Below are 19,236 nucleotides of genomic sequence, written 5' to 3'. Positions count from 1 at the left end.
GCCTGGTCAGCCCATGTGCGGGTAGCGGTAGTCCGTCGGCGGGACGAACGTCTCCTTGATGGAGCGGCTGGAGGTCCAGCGCGTCAGGTTCTGCTTGGCGCCGGCCTTGTCGTTGGTGCCGGAGGCCCGGCCGCCGCCGAAGGGCTGCTGGCCGACCACGGCGCCGGTCGGCTTGTCGTTGATGTAGAAGTTGCCGGCCGCGTTGCGCAGCACCCGCATCGCGTGCTCGACGGCCTCGCGGTCCTGGGCGATGATCGAGCCGGTCAGGCCGTACGAGGAGACCGACTCCATCTGCGCGAGCATCTCGTCGTAGTTCTCGTCCTCGTAGACGTGCACGGCGAGGATCGGGCCGAAGTACTCGTCGCGGAAGTACTCGGCGGCCGGGTCCTGGCAGACCAGCACGGTCGGGCGGACGAAGTAGCCGACCGAGTCGTCGTACGTGCCGCCGGCCAGCACCTCGACCTGCGGGTCGGCCTGGGCACGGTCGATGGCGGCCTTGTTCTTGGCGAAGGAGCGCTCGTCGATGACCGCGCCCATGAAGTTGCTCAGGTCGGCGACGTCGCCCATGGTGAGCCACTCGACCTCGTCACGGAAGTCGTCCTTGATCTCGGCCCAGATCGAGGCCGGGACGTACGCGCGGGACAGCGCCGAGCACTTCTGGCCCTGGAACTCGAAGGCGCCACGGGTCATCGCGGTCTTCAGCACGGCCTTGTCGGCGGACGGGTGGGCGACCAGGAAGTCCTTGCCGCCGGTCTCGCCGACGATCCGCGGGTAGGTGCGGTAGCCGGCGATGTTCTCGCCGACGGTGCGCCACAGGTGCTGGAAGGTGGCGGTGGAGCCGGTGAAGTGGATGCCGGCCAGCGCGGGGTGCTTGAGCGCGACCTCGGAGACGGCCAGGCCGTCGCCGGTCACCATGTTGATGACGCCCTTGGGCAGGCCCGCGGCCTCCAGCAGGCGCATCAGGTAGTGCGCGGCGAACTGCTGGGTGGGGGACGGCTTCCAGATCACCACGTTGCCCATCAGCGCGGGCGCGGTCGGCAGGTTGCCGGCGATCGCGGTGAAGTTGAACGGGGTGATCGCGTAGACGAAGCCCTCCAGCGGGCGGTGGTCGGTGCGGTTCCACACGCCGTCGGAGGAGATCGGCTGCTCGGCCAGGATCTGCCGGGCGAAGTGCACGTTGAAGCGCAGGAAGTCGACCAGCTCGCAGGGGGTGTCGATCTCCGCCTGCTGGGCGGTCTTCGACTGGCCGAGCATGGTGGCCGCGGCGAGGGTCTCCCGCCACGGCCCGGCCAGCAGGTCCGCGGCGCGCAGGAAGATCGCGGCGCGGGAGTCGAAGGAGAGCGCCTGCCAGGCCGGCGCGGCGGCCAGCGCGGTGTCGATGGCCTCCCGCGCGTCGTCCTGGGTCGCGTTGCGCAGGGTGCCGAGCTTCGCCGCGTGGTGGTGCGGCTGGACGACGTGGATCTCGGAGCCGCCGCCGAGGCGCTGCTCCCCGTTGATCGTCATGGTCAGCTGGATCGGCCCCTGGCCGCCCAGCTCCTTCAGCTTGGCCTCCAGCCGGGCCCGTTCGGGGCTGCCGGGGGCGTAGCTGTGGACCGGCTCGTTCACCGGCGCGGGGACCTGGGTCACAGCATCCATGGCGCGCACGCTCTCCTTCTCGTCATGGGAAGCCGGCGAGGGTCGCACGCCGGCCATGGAGGAACGCTATTCCCCGTCCCCGCCCGGCACCGTTGGCCGCGCCGCCAAATTCCCCCACTCGCCGTTGTCCGCCCGGACGAACACCGTCACGCCCCGGTCACGGCGGCCGTTTCCTGTCCGCCTCACTAAACTCGGCCCCGCGACCTTGTCCGCCCCGACGAACCCCGCCCCGACGAGCCCCGCCCCGACGAACCGCGCCCCGGCGAACCGCGCCCCGACGAAGCGTGCCCGCCCCGCCCCTGATGCACCGAGGACCCCGACGATGACCGGCCTCCCGCTCCGCCAGCTGCTGATGTCGCTCGGCGAACCCCTGGTCGAGCTGCAGGCCGCGCCCGCCGGGCTGGACGTCCCGGTCCGGCACGTGGCCATCCTCGACCCGGAGGACCCGCCCACCTCCGCGCCGGGCGAGCTCGTCCTGGCCATCGGCGCCCGCGGCCGCGCCGCACTGCCCGCCCTGCGCGCCGCCGGCCGGGCCCGGGCCGCCGCCGTCGCGGTCAAGCTGGACGGGCCGGGCCAGGCGGACGCGCTGCGCGAGGCCGCCACCGAGGCGGGCGTGGCGCTGCTCTCGGTGCGCCGCGAGACCCGCTGGGAGCACCTCGACTCGCTGGCCCGCACCCTGCTCTCCGGCACCGACGGCCCGGACGGCCCGGATCCCGGCGGGCCCGCCACCGGCGACCTGTTCTCGCTCGCCCAGACGGTGGCCGTGCTGACCGGCGGCATCGTCTCGATCGAGGACACCTCCAGCCGGGTGCTCGCCTACTCGCGCACCTCCGAGACCGACGAGGTGGACGACCTGCGCCGGCTGTCCATCCTGGGCCGCCAGGGGCCGGAGCCGTACCTGGCCAAGCTCCGCGAGTGGGGCGTCTTCTCCCACCTGCGCGGCTCGGAGGGCGCGATCGAGATCGCCGCCCACCCCGAACTCGGCATCCGCCGCCGGCTGGCCATCTCGATCCGCTCCGGCGCGCAGCCGCTGGGCACCATCTGGGTGCAGGAGGGCTCCCGCCCGCTGACCGACACCGCCGAGCAGGCCCTGGTCGGCGCCGCCCGGGTCGCGGCCGGCCAACTGGTGCGCCGCCGCCGCGAGTTGTCGGCCGACACCCGGCTGACCCAGACCCTGCTGACCGGCCTGCTGGAGGGCTCCACCGGCCCGCAGTCGCTGGCCACCCACCTCGGCCTGGACGTCCGCCGCCCCGCCACCGTGCTGGCCTACGCGCCCGCCGCCACCGACGACCGGGACGCCGAACTCACCCGCGACGAGGTGACCGGCCTGATCTCGGTGCACACCGCCGCCCGCCACCGCGGCGCCCTGCTCGCTCCCGTCGACTCCCGGGTCTACGTCCTGCTGCCCGAACTCCCGCCCGGCGTCCCGCTCGGCACCCTGCGCGACTGGACCCAGGAGACCGTCGACGCGGCCCGCGACCACCTCTCCATCCCGCTGCGGGCCGCCATCGGCCCGACCGTCCCGGGCCTGGCGGACGTCCCCGCCTCCCGCGCCCAGGCCGACCGGATCCTCGACGCGATGGGCCGCGGCGGGGTCGTCCCCGACGTCGCCGCCCTCCAGGACGTGCAGGCCGAGGTGCTGGTCTCCGAGGTGCTCGCCCTGCTCCAGGACCGCCCCGAGCTCCGCGACCCCCGCCTCACCGCCCTCACCGCCTACGACACCCGCCACCACACCCGCCTGGCCGAGTCCGTCCTCGCCTACCTCGACGCCCTCGGCGAGGTCCGCACCGCGGCCGACGCCCTGCACATCCACCCCAACACCCTGCGCTACCGGGTCCGCAGGGCGGAGCAGCTCACCGGCCTCGACCTGGCACAGCCCCAGCAGCGCCTGCTGGCCATGCTCCAGTTGAGGCTTGCCGAGAACTGAAGTCCCTTACCCCGTCAGGGTCCTGCAGTTCCGTGCCCCGCCAGGGGCGCGGGGAACTGCGCGAGCGACCACCCGTGAACGGCAAGATCCGCCCGAGGAGAGCAGGAACCCTCCCCGGGCGGATCTCAGCGGTACGTCACATCCGGTGCCACGGCCCCGTGATCGCCAGCATGATTCCCGGCTCCTGGATGTTGGCGAACAGCGTCCGCCCGTCGTGCGAGAACGTCACCCCGGTGAACTCGCTGAACTCCGGCTTCTCGGCCGTCCCGAGGTTCAGCTCGTTGCGCGCCAGCGCGTACGTCCGCCCGTCCGCGGTGGTGCCGAACAGGTGCTGCAGGCCGTTGCCGTCCTCGGCGATGATCAGGCCGCCGTGGGGCGAGACGGTGATGTTGTCGGGGCCGTCGAAGTTGCCCTGGTCGGTCCAGACGTCGTTGTTGACGCCGAGGATGACCTTGAGGGTCAGCGTCCGACGGACGGGGTTGTAGAACCAGACCTGCCCGTCGTGCTGCAGCGGCGACTCCTCGCGGGCGAACGAGGAGACGAAGTAGATCCCGTTGTCGCCCCACCACATGCCTTCGAGCTTGCGGGCCCGGGTGACCTCGCCGTCCTTGAACTGCTTGCGGATCGAGGTGGTGCGGGCGTCCCGGTCCTGGACCTTGACCCAGTCGGCGCCGTACGTGGTGCCGGGCTTGGTGGCCCGGGACAGGTCGTCGACCAGCTTGCCCTGGGAGTCGAACGCCTTCAGCGCCTCCAGCACGCCCGCGTCGGCGGCCAGCGTGCGCAGCCGGCCCTTGCCGTGCTTGAAGCCGGCCGGCGGGGTCCAGCGGTAGAACAGGCCGTTGGGCTTGGACGCGTCCTCGGTCAGGTAGGCGTGGCCGCGCTTCTCGTCGATGACGACGGCCTCGTGCGCGAACCGGCCGAGGGCCTTGATCGGCTGCGGGTCCCGGTTGGCGTCCTGGTCGTGCGGGTCGACCTCGAAGACGTAGCCGTGGTCCTTGGTGAAGCCGTTGGTGCCGGCCTTGTCCTCGGTCTCCTCGCAGGTCAGCCAGGTGCCCCACGGGGTGGCGCCGCCGGCGCAGTTGGTGGCGGTGCCGGCGATGCCGACCCACTCGCGGACCCGGCGCTTGCCGTGGCCCCTGCCCCTGCCGTGGTCGTCGTCGTGCCCGTGCCCGTGCCCGTTGCCGTGGCCGGAGACCTCGACGACGGTGCAGCCGCCGGCCGCGGCCGGGTCGTAGACGTGGCCCTCCAGCAGCGGCACGGGGTGCGGCCAGTTGGCCCGCGGCCCGGCCAGCTCGTGGTTGTTCACCAGCAGGGTGGTCCCGCCCCGGCCCTCGAACGCGGCGGTGCCGTCGTGGTTGCTGGGGGTGGACTCGCCGGTGACCAGGGTGGTCACGCCGGTCCGGGTGATGACCTCGTACGAGAAGCCCTTCGGCAGCGCCAGGACGCCCTGCGGGTCGGACACCAGCTCGCCGTAGCCGACCGCGGCGTGCCCGCCCTTGGCGAGGGCGGCCTCACCGCCCGCCGGGGCGGCGATCGCACCGGGCGCGGTGGCCAGCACCTCGGCGCTGCCGGCGATCAGGACGCCTGCTCCGAGCATGGTCGAACGGTTCACGAAGTCCCGGCGGGACAGCGACATGACGGTCACTCCTGGAGGAGAGGGGGGCTCTGGTGACCGAAAGGCTCCGGCCCGGACGTGAACCGGACGTGAATCCGACCCGGCGCCGACGTGCCGATTTACCGACCATAGAACCACCCATGACCCAGCCTTTACCTCGCGGGACGGAACACCTAGCGCCGCCCCCCGTGCTGGGTCCGCTCCACCCGCCACTGCTCCCACGCCGTCAGCCAGGCGTCCTCCGTCCCCGACGGCAGCTCCGGCGTGCCGCCCGCCCACAGCCGCTCCCAGGCCCGCTGCGCGGGCAGGCTCGGCACCTCGCTGGCGAACGCCGTGTACCGGACGACCTCCTCGACGGCCGCCGCGCCCTCGGCCGTCCCGCTCACCCAGTCCGCGTGGTGGGCCAGCCGGCTCAGGTGGTTGACCATCGAGGCGACCGCCTCGTCCGCCTCCTCGCGGGTCTCCGACGCCAGCCGCATCTGCTGCCGCACCGCCGTCTCCCAGCGCACCTGCCGGTCCTCGCCGCGCAGGTGGCGCGGCAACCGGGCCGAGCGCCCGGCCCGCAGCTGCGCAGCCGTCGCGGCGGCCCGGGCGATCGCCTGCACCACCAGGTCCCGGTGCGCCTGCAGCCCCAACTCGGCGGGCTGCGGCTCCGGTTCGGGGGAGCTCCGGTCCGCGCGCAGCGCGGCGACCTGCCGCAGCATCGCCGTCCGGCCGACGATGTACCGCTCGAAGTCGCCGATCCGGCGCAGTTCCACCGACCCGGGCAGGACCCCGCGCCCGGTCACCGTCACCGTCGCCCCGTCCACCCGCAGCCGCCCGGCCCACACCGTGCCGTGCCCGGCGCCGGTCCGCGAGTCCTCGTGCACCTGCACCGCGTGCGGCTCGCCGTCCACGGTGATCCACTCCCGCAGCGCCCGGACCCGCCCGGCGGTGTCGCCCTCGTCGACGCCGAGGTGCTCGTAGACCCGGTCCCGCTCGTCCTCGACGACGTCCTCCAGGTCGGGCAGCAGCCCGCCCGACCCGGCCCCGGCCCGGTAGGTGCGCACCGTCACGTACGGGCCCTGCGCGGAGCTCCAGTCACCGGACCGGACCTCCACCGCCGCCAACTCCCCGTCGCCGACCTCGTACTCCGCCAGCACGTCCCACCCGGGCACCCCCCCGGCCCCGTGCACCCACCCGAACACCGGAAACCCCGCGCCCGCCAACACCTGCCGGCCGTACGCCTCCTGGTCCGAGTACATCGCCTCGATGTCCACGGGCCCGCTCGTGTGCTGCCTCTTCATCCCTCGCCGCACCCCCGGCCGCTCGCCACTCCAACGCCGCCTTACCTTACGGCCAGAGGAACCTGTCGATCCATCAGCCGGACGTGGAGGGCTTGCAGAGAACTCGCGGCCGGAGCCCCGTCCGGGGCCCCGCCGGGAGCACCGCTGCGCTCACCCGGTCTGCCCGCGCAGCGACCGCGCCTTGACCGCCGCCCGCCGGGCCTCCTTCGCCACCTTGCGGTCCAGGTGCAGCTCGCCGACCGCCTCCAGCACCTCCGCCGTCATCGGGTGCGGCACCCGCCACACCTCGCCGAAGTAGCTGGCGGGGTTGTCGGTCACCGGCAGGTCGGCGACCAGGGCCTGCAGCCGGCCGCCCTCGCCCGCGGTGAGCAGCATGACGGCGGCCATCGAGTCGACCACCCGCCAGAGCGCGACCTCGCGCTCCGCGGCCGCGACGTCCGCGCCGCGGGCCCGCAGCCACTCGCGGGCCAGCCCGCCCAGCTCGGGGTCGTCGACGACGCCCCGCACCAACGGGGCCGCCTCCTCGCCGAGTTCGGCGAGGCCGAGCACGCAGTAGTAGCGGCGGACCGGCGACTGCGCGTCGCGCCCCCGCGCGCCGGCCAGCAGTTCGCGGGCGGCGTCCGGCGCGTCCCGGGCGGCCAGCCAGGCCTTCAGCTCGGGTTCGGCGAAGAGCTGCCCGTTCTCGGCGAGTTCGCGCAGCAGGGCGGGGCCGTCCAGTTCGGCGAGGTCGCCGATGAGCGGGGCGTCGTAGCCGTCGGCGAGCAGCCACTCGCGGACGGCGTACTGCCCGAGCACGGTGAGCCGGACGGTGCCGAAGCGGGCCGCGTCCTCGTCGGTCAGCGGCCGGTCGGTGTCCACCACGTCGCCGTCGGCGCCGCCCTCGCCCTCCTCGAACAGGTCGGGGTCGATCGGCCGGTGCTCCAGGAGCCCGAGTTCGGCGAGGTCGCCGAGCATCGGGTCGAGGACGACCATCAGGTCGGTGATCTCGCCGAGCATCTCCTCGTCGGGCTCCTGCCCGTCGGGGACGACCAGCAGCGCGGCGAGCACGCCCAGCGGGACGGTCTCGGCGCCCGGCTCGGCGAACGCGGTGGCCTCGTACAGCACGTGCAGCGCCTCGTCGAGGATCTCGGCGGCCTGGTCGTGGGCGTCCTCGACCTCGGCGAGGCCGTCGGAGTCGTCGCTCCCGCCGCCCTCGACCACCTCGGGGTCGACCGACTCGGCCTCGGCGGCCAGCTCGCGGACCAGCTCGGCGGCCTCGAACCAGAGGCCGAGCACCGCGGCGGGCTCGCCGGCCTCGACGGCCGCCAGGTCGGGGCCGGGGATCGCGACGTGCGCGCCGTCGTCGGTGGTGCCGGTCTCGACCAGGTCGAGGTCGCAGGCCAGCGCCCAGGCCCGCATCGCCTCGACCACGTCGTCCTCGTCCGGGTCCTCGGCGCCGAGCATCCGGGCGGCCTGCACCCGGTCGGCCTCGCCGAGGTCGCCGTGCTCGTCGACCTCGCGGTGCGGGGCGACCCAGCGGGCCAGCGCGACCACCCGGGAGATCAGCGGGACGGCGAGGGCGGCGGCGGCCAGCTCGGCGTCGGCCGGCAGGGTGATCGGCGGGATCAGCACCGCCGTGTCGTCCGGGTCCTCGTCGCCGCTCTGCGCGCCGTACAGGTCGGCGAGGTCGTAGTCGGCGGGCAGCAGCCCCTCGGCCTCGGACGGCTGCTGGTCAGGGGTGTTACGGCTACGTCCGGCCATCGCGCGCGTTCTCCCGGGTGCGTCGCAGGGCACCGCCGTCCGGTGGGCGGCCCGCCCGGGGGGCGGCGGACGCGGGGAGCGGCGGAGCGGGCCGGTGCGTGTCGGCCCGTCAACCCAGCGTATCGGCCGCCACGACCGAACGCTTGAGCTGCGGGATCGTCCCCCCGAACGAGTGGGGCGGTGCGTCCGAACGAGTGCCCGCGGCCACGTATCCTTCGGGGGGCGACGCGCACCACCCCCGCGCGGGCGCCCCGGAACCCGGAGCGACGGCGCTCCGCACTCCACGTACCACGTGCACACCCGCACCGTCCGGGCCGCGCCGCCGCACCTCGGCCCGGCCGCGCCCGGCGGCGCCTTGCCACAGGAGACCCCTGCCATGGCGGACCTCTCCCCCGCCGGCCCCGGCCTGAGCACCGCTCAGTACGCCGGCCGCCGACTGTCGGAGGCCCTGCTTCCGTTGGAACTCGCGCCCCGCAAGCAGCTCCAGCTCGCCCCGATCAGCCGCTGGAACGCACTGCGCGGCATCCGGGTCGGCCTGGTGGCCGCCGCCCTGCTGCTGATGCTGATCGGCGCGAACCTCGCCACCCCGCTCTACCCGGTGCTGCAGCAGCGCCTGGGGCTGAGCCCGCTGGACACCACCGTCCTGTTCACCGTCTACGTGTTCGCGCTGGTCCCGGTGCTGGCCGCGGTCGGCCACTGGTCGGACCACCTCGGGCGGCGCGCCCTGATCCTGCCCGCGGTCGCGCTGGCCGCCGCCGGGGACGCGGTGTTCGCCACCGCAGGCTCGTTCTGGCAGCTGGCCGCCGGCCGGGCCGTGCAGGGCGTCGCGGTCGGCCTGTCCACCGGCGCGGCCGGCGCCGCCCTCGGCGACCTGCTGCCGGACCGCCCCACGCTGGCCGCCAAGCTGACCCTGGCCTGCTCGGCGGGCGGCGTCGCGCTCGGCCCGCTGGTCGGCGCCGCGCTCACCAGCGACGCGAAGCCGCTGCTCGGCCCGTTCCTGCCGCACGCCGTCGCGCTGCTCGCGCTGTGCGTGCCGCTCGCCCTGGTGCACCCGCGGATGCCCGGCTCGGTGCGCCCGCCGGCCTCCCCGCCGCGCGTCACCACCCCCGCCCACCTGCGGCCCCAGCGGCTGCGGCTGCCGCGCACCGGGCGCCGCGAGTTCCTGCTGGCAGCGGCAGCGGGCTTCCTCTCCTACGCGGTCTTCGGCGTCTACCTGGCGCTGGCCCCCGCCTTCTCCTCCACCCTGCTGCACACCCGCTCCCCGCTGGCGGGCGCGGCCGTCGCCGCGCTGCTGCTCGGCTCCTCGGCGGCCGCCCAGCTGCTCGTCCCGCCGACCTCCGACCGGGTGGTGGTCGCGGCCGGCCTGGTCGGCCTGGCCGCCGGGCTCGGCCTGCTCACCGCGGCCGCCGCGACCGGCACCCCGGCGCTGCTGTTCGTCGGCAGCGTGCTGGCCGGCGTCTGCCAGGGCGTCGCCTTCCGCTCCCTGTTCACCACCGCCGTCACCGCCCTCGACCCGGCCCGCCGCGGCAGCGAACTCTCCGCCCTCTGGGTGATCGTCTACCTGGGCTCCTCCGCCCCGATCATCGCCGTCGGCGCCCTCACCCGCGCCTACGGCCTGCTCCCCGCCGTCACCGCCTTCGCCCTCACCGCCGCCGGCGCCACCCTCGCCCTGGCCGCGGTGGTCCTGCGCCGACGCTGACCGCCGACGCCCGGCCCTGCGGCGCCCCGCCGCCGTCAGGGCCGCGGCTCCCCGGCCGTCCCAGCGGCAGGGCGTCACCCGCCACGTGGCGGGGCCCGAGGAGCAGGTCCACCACGGAGCCGGCGATCTCCAGCGCCCGGCCGCCGTCCGGGCCGGCCGGCGGGGCCGGACTCGCCGCCCCGGCCGGCTTGCGGGCGGTCGCGGTCGCTACAGGGACGGGGCCGGACCGCCTGCGAGCCGGAGCCGAGGCCGAGGCCTGGACGGACGCCGGAGCAGCCGGGGCGGCCGAGGCCGGAGCCGAAGCCGAAGCCGGGGCGGAGGCTGAGGCGTCCGGAGCGGGCGTCGCCCGCGGCGCGGCCGAGCCGGTGGCCGCCGGGGCCCCGCTCGCGGCAACCCCCGCCGCCGGACCGCCGCCCGCCGGACCGCCGCCCGCGAGGCCGACCACCGCCGCACCGCCCCCGCCGGCCAGCGCGACCGCCCCGGCCGCCGCCCCGGCGATCCGCAGCCGCCTGCGCCGCCGCTGCGCGCGCTCGTGCCGCTCGGCCATCGCGGCCCAGTCCGGCTGTCCCGGTCGTCCGCCGTTCGCCCCGAAATCCATGGCCCCGCAGTCTAGTTCGGCCCGGGGCGGCGGAACGCGCGAAGGGGCGGGAACCCGGAGGTTCCCGCCCCTGTTTCGACCGCTACCGGCTCAGACGTTGAAGCCCAGCGCGCGGAGCTGGTCGCGGCCCTCGTCGGTGATCTTGTCGGGGCCCCACGGCGGCATCCAGACCCAGTTGATCCGCAGGTCCTTGACCAGGCCGTCGGTGGCGGTGCGGGCCTGGTCCTCGATCACGTCGGTGAGCGGGCAGGCCGCGGAGGTCAGCGTCATGTCGACGGTGGCGGTGTCGTCCGCGTCGATGTGCAGGCCGTAGATCAGGCCGAGGTTGACGACGTCGATGCCCAGTTCGGGGTCGACGACGTCCATCAGGGCCTCCATGAGGTCCTCGGTGGAGACCGTGCCGGCGCTGGTGAACGCGCCGGGGGCCTCGGTGGCCTCAGCGGCCGCTGCCTCGGCGGCCGGAGCCTCGACGGCCTCGGCCGTCTCGTTCTCGCTCATGAATCCAGTGTCCTAACGGGCGTCAGTCGGTGGTCTCGGTGATCGCGGGCTGGCCGCCGAGCGCCTTGGCGGTGGCGTCCTTCCAGGCCATCCAGCTGAGCAGGGCGCACTTGACCCGGGCCGGGTACTTGGAGACCCCGGCGAAGGCCACGGCGTCCTCCAGGATCTCCTCGTCGCCCTCGGACTGGCCCTTGCTCTGCATCAGTTCGAGGAAGGCCTCCTGGATCTGCTGGGCCTCGCCGACCGGCTTGCCGACCACCAGGTCGTTGAGCACGGAGGCGGAGGCCTGGCTGATCGAGCAGCCCTGCGACTCGTAGGAGACGTCGGTGACGACCGCGCCGTCGAGCTTCACCCGCAGGGTGATCTCGTCGCCGCAGGTCGGGTTCACGTGGTGCACCTCGGCGTCGCCGTCCCGCAGCCCCTTGCCGTGGGGGTTGCGGTAGTGGTCCAGGATGATCTCCTGGTACATCGAGTCGAGCTTCATGGCAGCCACCTCAGCCGAAGAAGTTGCGGACGTGGTGGAGGCCGTCGATCAGCGCGTCCACCTCGCCGGGCGTGGAGTACAGGTAGAACGACGCCCTGGTGGTCGCCGGAATTCCGTACCGCAGGCAGACCGGCCGTGCGCAGTGGTGGCCGACCCGGACCGCGATGCCCTGCTCGTCGAGCACCTGGCCGACGTCGTGCGGGTGGATGTCGCCGAGCGTGAAGGAGATCGCCGCGCCGCGGTCGACGGCCGTGCGCGGGCCGATGATCCGCAGGTCGGGGACCTCCAGCAGGCGGTCGATCGCGTACGCGGTGATGGCGTGCTCGTGCGCGGCGACCTTGTCCATGCCGATCGCCGACAGGTAGTCGATGGCGGCGCCGAGGCCGACGGCCTGGGCGATCGGCGGGGTGCCGGCCTCGAACTTGTGCGGCGCGGGGGCGTAGGTGGACGAGCCCATGGTGACGGTCTCGATCATCTCGCCGCCGCCGAGGAACGGCGGGAGGTCCTCCAGCAGCTCCTGGCGGCCCCAGAGCACGCCGATGCCGGTCGGGGCGAGCATCTTGTGGCCGGTGAAGGCGACGAAGTCGGCCTCCAGCGCCTGCACGTCGAGCACGGCGTGCGGGGCGGCCTGCGAGGCGTCGATGGCGACCAGCGCGCCGACCGACTGCGCCTTGCGGACGATCTCCTCGACCGGGTTGACGGTGCCCAGCAGGTTGGACACCAGCGTCACCGAGACGATCTTGGTCTTCTCGGTGATCAGCTCGTCGATGTTCGACAGGTCGAGCCGGCCGTCGTCGGTCAGGCCGAACCACTTCAGCTTCGCGCCGGTGCGCTGCGCGAGCAGCTGCCACGGCACGATGTTGGAGTGGTGCTCCATCTCGGTGATCACGATCTCCGAGTCGGAGTCGACCTTGTACGGCTCCTCGGCCCAACCCAGCATGTTGGCAACGAGGTTGAGCGACTCGGAGGCGTTCTTGGTGAAGATCACCTCGTTGCGGCTGGGCGCGTTGACGAAGGACGCGACCTTGTCCCGGGCGCCCTCGTACAGCGCGGTGGCCTCCTCGGCGAGCACGTGCACGCCGCGGTGGACGTTGGCGTTGTGCTGCTCGTAGTAGGCGTTCAGCGCCTCCAGCACCTGGCGCGGCTTCTGCGAGGTCGCCGCGTTGTCCAGGTAGACCAGGGGCTTGCCGTCGTGCAGCTGCCGCGACAGGACCGGGAAGTCCTTGCGGATGGCGTCGGTGTCGAGCAGTCCGGTCAGATGGGAATGGGTCACTGTCACTCGGAAGCGCCGCCCTTCACGTAGCTCTCGTAGCCCTCTTCCTCCAGCTTGTCGGCGAGCTCGGCACCGCCGGACTCGACGATCCGGCCGCCCGCGAAGACGTGCACGTGGTCGGGCTTGATGTAGCGCAGGATGCGGGTGTAGTGGGTCACCAGCAGGGTGCCGACCTCACCGGTCGAGCGGACCCGGTTGATGCCCTCGGAGACGATCCGCAGCGCGTCGACGTCCAGGCCGGAGTCGGTCTCGTCGAGGATGGCGATCTTCGGCTTGAGCAGCTCCAGCTGGAGGATCTCGTGGCGCTTCTTCTCACCGCCGGAGAAGCCCTCGTTGACGTTGCGCTCGGCGAACGCCGGGTCCATCGAGAGGGCGGCCATCGCCTCCTTGACCTCCTTGACCCACAGCCGCAGCTTGGGGGCCTCGCCGCGGACGGCGGTGGCGGCGGTGCGCAGGAAGTTGGAGACCGAGACGCCGGGGACCTCGACCGGGTACTGCATGGCCAGGAACACACCGGCCCGGGCGCGCTCGTCGACGGACATCTCCAGCACGTCCTCGCCGTCCAGCAGCACCTGGCCGCCGGTGACGGTGTACTTGGGGTGGCCGGCCAGCGAGTAGGCCAGGGTGGACTTGCCGGAGCCGTTCGGACCCATGATCGCGTGGGTCTCGCCCTGCTTGACCGTCAGGTCGACGCCCTTGAGGATCTCGCGGGGGCCGCCCTCGGCGTTGACGGAGACGTGCAGGTCGCGGATTTCAAGCGTTGCCATGGGGTACTCAGTTCTCCTGGTTGACGGAGACGAGCACATCGTCCCCTTCGATCTTTACGGGGTAGACGGCGACCGGCCGGGTCGCGGGCAGCCCGGAGGGCTTGCCGGTGCGCAGGTCGAAGGTGGACCCGTGCAGCCAGCACTCGATCCGGCAGTCCTCGACCTCGCCCTCGGACAGCGAGACGTTGGCGTGCGAGCAGGTGTCGTTGATGGCGAACACGCCCTCGTCGGTCCGGACGATCGCCACCGGGACGCCGTTCAGCTCGACCTTCTTGGGCACGTCCTCCTGCAGGACGCTCAGCGCGCAGGCCCGGACGTAGCTCATGCCACGGTCTCTTCCAGTTCGGCCTCGATCTTCTCCAGCAGCCGGTCCTGGATCTCGGCGACGCCGATCTGCTGGACCAGCTCGGCGAAGAAGCCGCGCACCACCAGGCGGCGGGCCTCGTCGGCCGGGATGCCGCGGGACTGCAGGTAGAACAGCTGCTCGTCGTCGAAGCGGCCGGTCGCGGAGGCGTGGCCGGCGCCGACGATCTCGCCGGTCTCGATCTCCAGGTTCGGCACCGAGTCGACCCGGGCGCCGTCGGTGAGCACCAGGTTGCGGTTGAGCTCGTAGGTGTCGGTGCCGAGCGCGGCGGCCCGGATCAGCACGTCGCCGATCCACACCGCGTGCGCGTCCTGGCCCTGCAGCGCGCCCTTGTAGGCGACGTTGGAGCGGCAGTGCGGGGTGTCGTGGTCGATCACCAGGCGGTGCTCCAGGTGCTGGCCGGCGTCCGCGAAGTACAGGCCGAACAGCTCGGCCTCGCCGCCGGGGGCGGCGTAGTTGACCCGCGGGTGCAGGCGCACCACGTCGCCGCCGAAGGTCACGATGACCGACTTGAACGAGGCGTCCCGGCCGACCAGCGCGTTGCACTGAGCGACGTGCACCGCGTCGCGCTCCCAGTCCTGGACCGAGACGAAGGTCAGCTTCGCGCCGTCGCCGACCAGCAGGTCGACGTTGGCGGCCCGGGTGCCGGTGCCGGTGTGGCCCAGCACCACGACGGCCTCGGCGAACGGCTTGACCTCGACCACCAGGTGCGCGAAGGCGGTGCCGCCCTGGCCGTGCACGTCGATCCGGACCGGCTCGGTGAGCGCCGTCTCCTTGGGGACGGTCACCACCAGGGCCCGGTCGAAGGCGCTGAACGCCTGCGCGGCGACCCGGTCCACCGGGGTGCCGGCCTTGCCGACCCGGGGGTCGTCCCGGCCGACCAGCTCGGAGGTGACGCCCTCCGGCAGGCCCAGCTCGATCTTGTCCTCGCCGCGGGGGGCTTCCAGCGCCTTGCCGTCGTGCAGCCCGCCGAGGCGGTGCAGCGGGGTGAAGCGCCAGTCCTCCTCGCGGCCGGTGGGCACCGGGAAGTCGTTGACGTCGAAGGACGGCTTGACCGCGACCCGGGCGTCGATCGGCTGCCGGACGGTCTCGCGCCCGGTGCCCGGGCCGGCGAGCTGCGCGCCGGCGCCGGCGGTGCCGACCTCGATCGAGCCGGCGGTGGTGGAGCCGGGGGTGTTCTGCTCAGCCATGGCTGTTCGTGTTGCTCTCTTTCGGGAATGGTCGACGGGGGCGGGGCTGACGGCGCGTCAGCCGACCGCGCCCTCCATCTGCAGCTCGATCAGCCGGTTCAGCTCCAGCGCGTACTCCATCGGCAGCTCGCGGGCGATCGGCTCGACGAATCCGCGCACGATCATCGCCATCGCCTCGGTCTCGCTCAGGCCGCGGCTCATCAGGTAGAACAGCTGGTCCTCGGAGACCTTGGAGACGGTCGCCTCGTGGCCCATCGACACGTCGTCCTCGCGGACGTCCACGTACGGGTAGGTGTCCGAGCGGGAGACGGTGTCCACCAGCAGCGCGTCGCACAGCACGTTCGACTTGGCGCCGTGCGAGCCCTCGCCGATCTCGATCAGGCCGCGGTAGGAGGTGCGGCCGCCGCCGCGCGCCACCGACTTGGAGACGATGTGCGAGGAGGTGTTCGGCGCCATGTGAACCATCTTCGCGCCGGCGTCCTGGTGCTGGCCCTCGCCCGCGAAGGCGATCGACAGCGTCTCGCCCTTGGCGTGCTCGCCCATCAGGTAGACGGCCGGGTACTTCATGGTGACCTTGGAGCCGATGTTGCCGTCGACCCACTCCATGGTCGCGCCCTCGTACGCCACGGCGCGCTTGGTGACCAGGTTGTAGACGTTGTTCGACCAGTTCTGGATGGTCGTGTAGCGGCAGCGGCCGCCCTTCTTGACGATGATCTCGACCACCGCGGAGTGCAGCGAGTCCGAGGAGTAGATCGGCGCGGTGCAGCCCTCGACGTAGTGGACGTAGGCGTCCTCGTCGACGATGATCAGCGTCCGCTCGAACTGGCCCATGTTCTCGGTGTTGATCCGGAAGTAGGCCTGCAGCGGGATGTCCACGTGCACGCCCTTCGGCACGTAGATGAACGAGCCGCCGGACCAGACCGCCGTGTTCAGCGAGGCGAACTTGTTGTCGCCGACCGGGATGACGGTGCCGAAGTACTCCTTGAAGAGCTCCGGGTGCTCCTTCAGCGCGGTGTCGGTGTCCAGGAAGATGACGCCCTGCTCCTCCAGGTCCTCGCGGATCTGGTGGTAGACGACCTCGGACTCGTACTGGGCGGCGACGCCGGCCACCAGGCGCTGCTTCTCCGCCTCCGGGATGCCGAGCTTGTCGTACGTCGCCTTGATGTCGGCGGGCAGGTCCTCCCAGGACTCGGCCTGCTTCTCGGTCGAGCGCACGAAGTACTTGATGTTGTCGAAGTCGATGCCCGACAGGTCGGAGCCCCAGGTCGGCATGGGCTTCTTGCCGAACAGCTTCAGGCCCTTGAGGCGGAGGTCGAGCATCCACTCGGCCTCGTTCTTCTTCGCCGAGATGTCGCGGACGACCGCCTCGCTCAGGCCGCGCTTGGCGGCGGCTCCGGCGGTGTCCGAGTCGGCCCAGCCGTACTCGTACTTGCCGAGGCCTTCGAGCTCGGGGTGTGCGATGTCAGTCATGCGAGGTTCCTCCGCGCGGACGAGCCGTTTTCGTTGGGGGACGTACCGGCAGTCGGCGCGGCACCGGGCGTCCGGGAGGACGACGGTGCGGCACCGGATGCCGGCACATACGTGGTGCAGACCCCGTCGCCGTGGGCGATGGTGGCCAGCCGTTGCACATGGGTGCCCAGGAGCTGCGAGAAGACCTCGGTCTCCGCCTCGCAGAGCTGCGGGAACTGCTCGGCGATGTGCGCGACCGGGCAGTGGTGCTGGCAGAGCTGGGCGCCGGCCGGTGCGGCGGGCGCCGCGGCGGCGGACGGGACGCGCCGCACCGTGGCAGCGTACCCGTCGGCGCTGAGTGCCTCGGCCAGCGCCTCGGCGCGCCGGGCGCCGGCCTGGTCGAGGGCGTCCTGGTAGCGCTCGCCCTGCTTGGCGAGCCGGGCCCGGGCGAAGGCGGCGACCGCCTCCTCGCCCGCGCTGCCGCCGCCGGCCGCCTCCGAGATCCAGCGCAGCGCGTCGGCGGCGAGCTGGTCGTAGGCCTGGTAGAAGGCGCTGCGGCCGCTGTCGGTGAGGGCGAACACCTTGGCCGGGCGGCCGCGGCCGCGGCTGCCGTAGACCCGCTGCTCGCGGGCGTCGACCAGCCCGGCGGCGGCCAGGCCGTCCAGGTGGCGGCGGACCGCGGCGGGGGTCAGGCCGAGGCGGCTGGCCAGGTCGGCGGCCGAGGACGGGCCGTGGTCCAGGATCGAGCGGGCGACCCGGTCCCGGGTCGCCCGGTGGCCCTCGGCGAGGGCCTCCGCCGCCGTCGCGGGCACGGCGCAGCCGGGAGCGTCGGGCTCCCCGGGCCGGGCTTCGTGCTCGCGGATGTTTTTCACAACACGATTGTTGCGTAATTCGCCGGGCGGAAACAAGCCGTGATCCACGCCTCACCGGTGTCGTCCATCACGAAAGGCAAGCCTTACCTGAAAGGGCCCGTGAGCTGCTCCTAGACTCGCCGGTATGCATGCAGACCCCGCCGTCGAGGTGACCGGACTGGTCAAGCGGTACGGCGACAAGACCGCCGTGGACGGGCTGAGCCTGGCCATCGCCCGGGGCACCGTGACGGCGGTGCTGGGCCCGAACGGCGCGGGCAAGACCACCACGATCGAGACCTGCGAGGGCTACCGCCGCCCGGACGCGGGCACCGTCCGGGTGCTCGGCCTGGACCCGGTGTCCCAGGCCGGGCAGCTCAAGCCCCGGATCGGCGTGATGCTCCAGTCCGGGGGCGTGTACGCCGGTGCGCGCGCCCTCGAAATGCTCCACCACACCGCCAGGCTGTACGCCGACCCGCTGCCGGTCGGCCCGCTCGCCGAGCGCCTGGGCCTGGACTCCTGCGGCCGCACTCCCTACCGCCGGCTCTCCGGCGGCCAGCAGCAGCGCCTGGCCCTGGCGATGGCCGTGGTCGGCCGCCCCGAGCTGGTCTTCCTGGACGAGCCCACCGCCGGCCTCGACCCGCAGGCCCGCCGCGCCACCTGGGAGCTGGTCACCGAACTGCGCACCGCGGGCGTCACCGTCGTCCTCACCACCCACCGAATGGACGAGGCCGAGCAGCTCGCCGACGACGTCGCCGTCGTCGACCGCGGCCGCGTCATCGCCCAGGGCTCCCCCGACGAGCTGCGCGGCACCGACGCCCAGCTGCGCTTCGACGGCCCGCCCGGCCTCGACCTGGCCGGCCTGCGCAAGGTGCTGCCCGACCGCGCCGTCGTCACCGAACCCACCCCCGGCTCCTACCGGGTCGAGGCCGCCCTGGACGCCGCCCTGCTCGCCGCCGTCACCGGCTGGTGCGCCGAGGCCGGCGTGATGCCCGACAAGCTCGCGGTGCAGCGCCGCAGCCTCGAAGACGTCTTCCTCGACCTGACCGGACGGGACCTGCGATGACCGCCACCGACCTCACCCCCCGCCCGGGCGCCGCCCCGGTCGGCCGGATGCTGCTCGCGCAGACCGCCCTGGAGACCAGGATGCTGCTGCGCAACGGCGAGCAGCTGCTGCTCACCGTGGTCATCCCGACCGTGCTGCTGGTGCTGTTCTCCGCGGTCGACGTGGTCGCCGTGGACGGCCCGGGCAAGCGGGTGGACTTCCTGGCGCCCGGCCTGCTGGCGCTGGCGGTGATGTCCACCGCGTTCACCGGGCAGGCCATCGCCACCGGCTTCGAGCGCCGCTACGGCGTGCTCAAGCGCCTGGGCGCCACGCCGCTGCCGCGCTGGGCGCTGCTGTCCGCGAAGACCGGCTGCGTGCTGGTCACCGAGCTGCTGCAGGTGCTGCTGCTGTCGGCGATCGCGCTGGCGCTGGGCTGGTCGCCGCACGGGAACCCGCTGACCGTCCTGCTCCTGCTGGTGCTGGGCACCGCCGCGTTCTCGGGCCTCGGCCTGCTGATGGCGGGCACCCTGCGGGCGGAGGCCACGCTGGCCGGCGCCAACCTGGTGTTCGTCCTGCTGCTGCTGGCCGGCGGCGTGGTCGTCCCGCTGTCGAAGTTCCCGGACGCGGTGCGCCCGGTGCTGGAGCTGCTGCCGATCTCGGCGCTCTCCGACGGCCTGCGCTCGGTCCTCCAGCTCGGCGCCGGCGTGCCCTGGTCCGACCTCGGCGTGCTGGCCGGCTGGTCGGTGCTGGGCCTGGCCGCCGCGGCCCGGTTCTTCCGCTGGGAGTGAGCACCCGGCGCGGGAACGGCCCCGGGAGCG

16 protein-coding genes are annotated in these 19,236 nt (G+C 73.4%); 4 read left to right on the top strand and 12 right to left on the bottom strand.

Translation table 11 applies throughout. The features are described from left to right. Positions 1 to 6: 6 nt before the first annotated feature. Positions 7 to 1,635: an L-glutamate gamma-semialdehyde dehydrogenase gene (gene pruA / locus OU787_RS24135; protein WP_030461492.1), complete on the bottom strand. Its 1,629-nt coding sequence runs from the start codon at positions 1,633 to 1,635 to the stop codon at positions 7 to 9. Between the two features lie 322 nt (positions 1,636 to 1,957). On the opposite strand from pruA, the gene OU787_RS24130 reads away from it, so the two are divergent. Beyond that, entirely contained in the window at positions 1,958 to 3,562 is a 1,605-nt protein-coding gene (locus OU787_RS24130; protein ID WP_030461491.1) for a PucR family transcriptional regulator, read from the top strand. 136 nt (positions 3,563 to 3,698) lie between these two features. On the opposite strand, the gene OU787_RS24125 is transcribed toward OU787_RS24130, so the two are convergent. The 3 genes from OU787_RS24125 to OU787_RS24115 all read right to left on the bottom strand — a co-directional run bounded on the left by OU787_RS24125 (position 3,699) and on the right by OU787_RS24115 (position 8,203). Continuing rightward, positions 3,699 to 5,198, bottom strand: a complete 1,500-nt coding sequence (locus OU787_RS24125; protein WP_030461490.1) for an alkaline phosphatase PhoX — start codon at positions 5,196 to 5,198, stop codon at positions 3,699 to 3,701. Between the two features lie 152 nt (positions 5,199 to 5,350). Then, positions 5,351 to 6,463, bottom strand: a complete 1,113-nt coding sequence (locus OU787_RS24120; protein WP_157852425.1) for a hypothetical protein — start codon at positions 6,461 to 6,463, stop codon at positions 5,351 to 5,353. Between the two features lie 150 nt (positions 6,464 to 6,613). Beyond that, positions 6,614 to 8,203 carry a hypothetical protein gene (locus OU787_RS24115; RefSeq protein WP_268660494.1) on the bottom strand — a complete coding sequence of 530 codons (1,590 nt, stop codon included), beginning with the start codon at positions 8,201 to 8,203 and terminating at the stop codon, positions 6,614 to 6,616. Between the two features lie 376 nt (positions 8,204 to 8,579). Between OU787_RS24115 and OU787_RS24110 the strand changes: the two genes are divergently transcribed. After that, entirely contained in the window at positions 8,580 to 9,902 is a 1,323-nt protein-coding gene (locus OU787_RS24110; protein ID WP_268660493.1) for an MFS transporter, read from the top strand. A 688-nt stretch (positions 9,903 to 10,590) separates the two neighbouring features. Here the strand turns inward: OU787_RS24110 and OU787_RS24105 are convergent. The 8 genes from OU787_RS24105 to OU787_RS24070 form a co-directional block, all read right to left on the bottom strand. Next, complete coding sequence (locus OU787_RS24105) at positions 10,591 to 10,878, bottom strand: metal-sulfur cluster assembly factor (RefSeq protein WP_051817190.1); 288 nt, start codon at positions 10,876 to 10,878, stop codon at positions 10,591 to 10,593. A 142-nt stretch (positions 10,879 to 11,020) separates the two neighbouring features. Further along, the gene (sufU, locus tag OU787_RS24100) at positions 11,021 to 11,482 is read right to left on the bottom strand and encodes a Fe-S cluster assembly sulfur transfer protein SufU (RefSeq protein WP_030461484.1); all 462 of its coding nucleotides are present in this window, start codon (positions 11,480 to 11,482) and stop codon (positions 11,021 to 11,023) included. A gap of 10 nt (positions 11,483 to 11,492) precedes the next feature. Then, a complete protein-coding gene (locus OU787_RS24095) occupies positions 11,493 to 12,755 on the bottom strand; it encodes a cysteine desulfurase (RefSeq protein ID WP_030461483.1) in 1,263 nt (420 codons plus the stop codon). A gap of 2 nt (positions 12,756 to 12,757) precedes the next feature. After that, complete coding sequence (gene sufC, locus OU787_RS24090) at positions 12,758 to 13,522, bottom strand: Fe-S cluster assembly ATPase SufC (RefSeq protein ID WP_030461482.1); 765 nt, start codon at positions 13,520 to 13,522, stop codon at positions 12,758 to 12,760. Between the two features lie 7 nt (positions 13,523 to 13,529). Beyond that, positions 13,530 to 13,847 (bottom strand): non-heme iron oxygenase ferredoxin subunit, encoded by a 318-nt coding sequence (locus tag OU787_RS24085; protein ID WP_030461481.1) that lies wholly within the window; start codon positions 13,845 to 13,847, stop codon positions 13,530 to 13,532. Further along, positions 13,844 to 15,076: a Fe-S cluster assembly protein SufD gene (sufD, locus tag OU787_RS24080; protein WP_030461480.1), complete on the bottom strand. Its 1,233-nt coding sequence runs from the start codon at positions 15,074 to 15,076 to the stop codon at positions 13,844 to 13,846. Before sufD ends, OU787_RS24085 begins: the two co-directional genes overlap by 4 nt. Before the next feature lie 57 nt (positions 15,077 to 15,133). Beyond that, positions 15,134 to 16,546, bottom strand: a complete 1,413-nt coding sequence (gene sufB, locus OU787_RS24075) for a Fe-S cluster assembly protein SufB (protein WP_030461479.1) — start codon at positions 16,544 to 16,546, stop codon at positions 15,134 to 15,136. Beyond that, positions 16,543 to 17,397, bottom strand: a complete 855-nt coding sequence (locus OU787_RS24070) for a helix-turn-helix transcriptional regulator (protein ID WP_030461478.1) — start codon at positions 17,395 to 17,397, stop codon at positions 16,543 to 16,545. The genes sufB and OU787_RS24070 overlap by 4 nt, the downstream gene beginning before the upstream one ends. A 124-nt stretch (positions 17,398 to 17,521) precedes the next feature. Here OU787_RS24070 and OU787_RS24065 point away from each other — a divergent pair, with 124 nt between their 5' ends. Together OU787_RS24065 and OU787_RS24060 are read left to right on the top strand one after the other, a co-directional pair. Continuing rightward, positions 17,522 to 18,439, top strand: a complete 918-nt coding sequence (locus OU787_RS24065) for an ABC transporter ATP-binding protein (protein WP_030461477.1) — start codon at positions 17,522 to 17,524, stop codon at positions 18,437 to 18,439. Further along, positions 18,436 to 19,206, top strand: a complete 771-nt coding sequence (locus OU787_RS24060) for an ABC transporter permease (RefSeq protein WP_030461476.1) — start codon at positions 18,436 to 18,438, stop codon at positions 19,204 to 19,206. The genes OU787_RS24065 and OU787_RS24060 overlap by 4 nt, the downstream gene beginning before the upstream one ends. Positions 19,207 to 19,236: the final 30 nt, after the last annotated feature.

Origin of the sequence: Kitasatospora sp. YST-16, from assembly GCF_026802215.1 — a bacterium.
In the GTDB taxonomy this organism is placed as follows: Bacteria; Actinomycetota; Actinomycetes; order Streptomycetales; family Streptomycetaceae; genus Kitasatospora; species Kitasatospora cineracea.
Note: the sequence above shows the minus strand (reverse complement) of the source record. Positions and strands in the feature narration are given on the sequence as shown.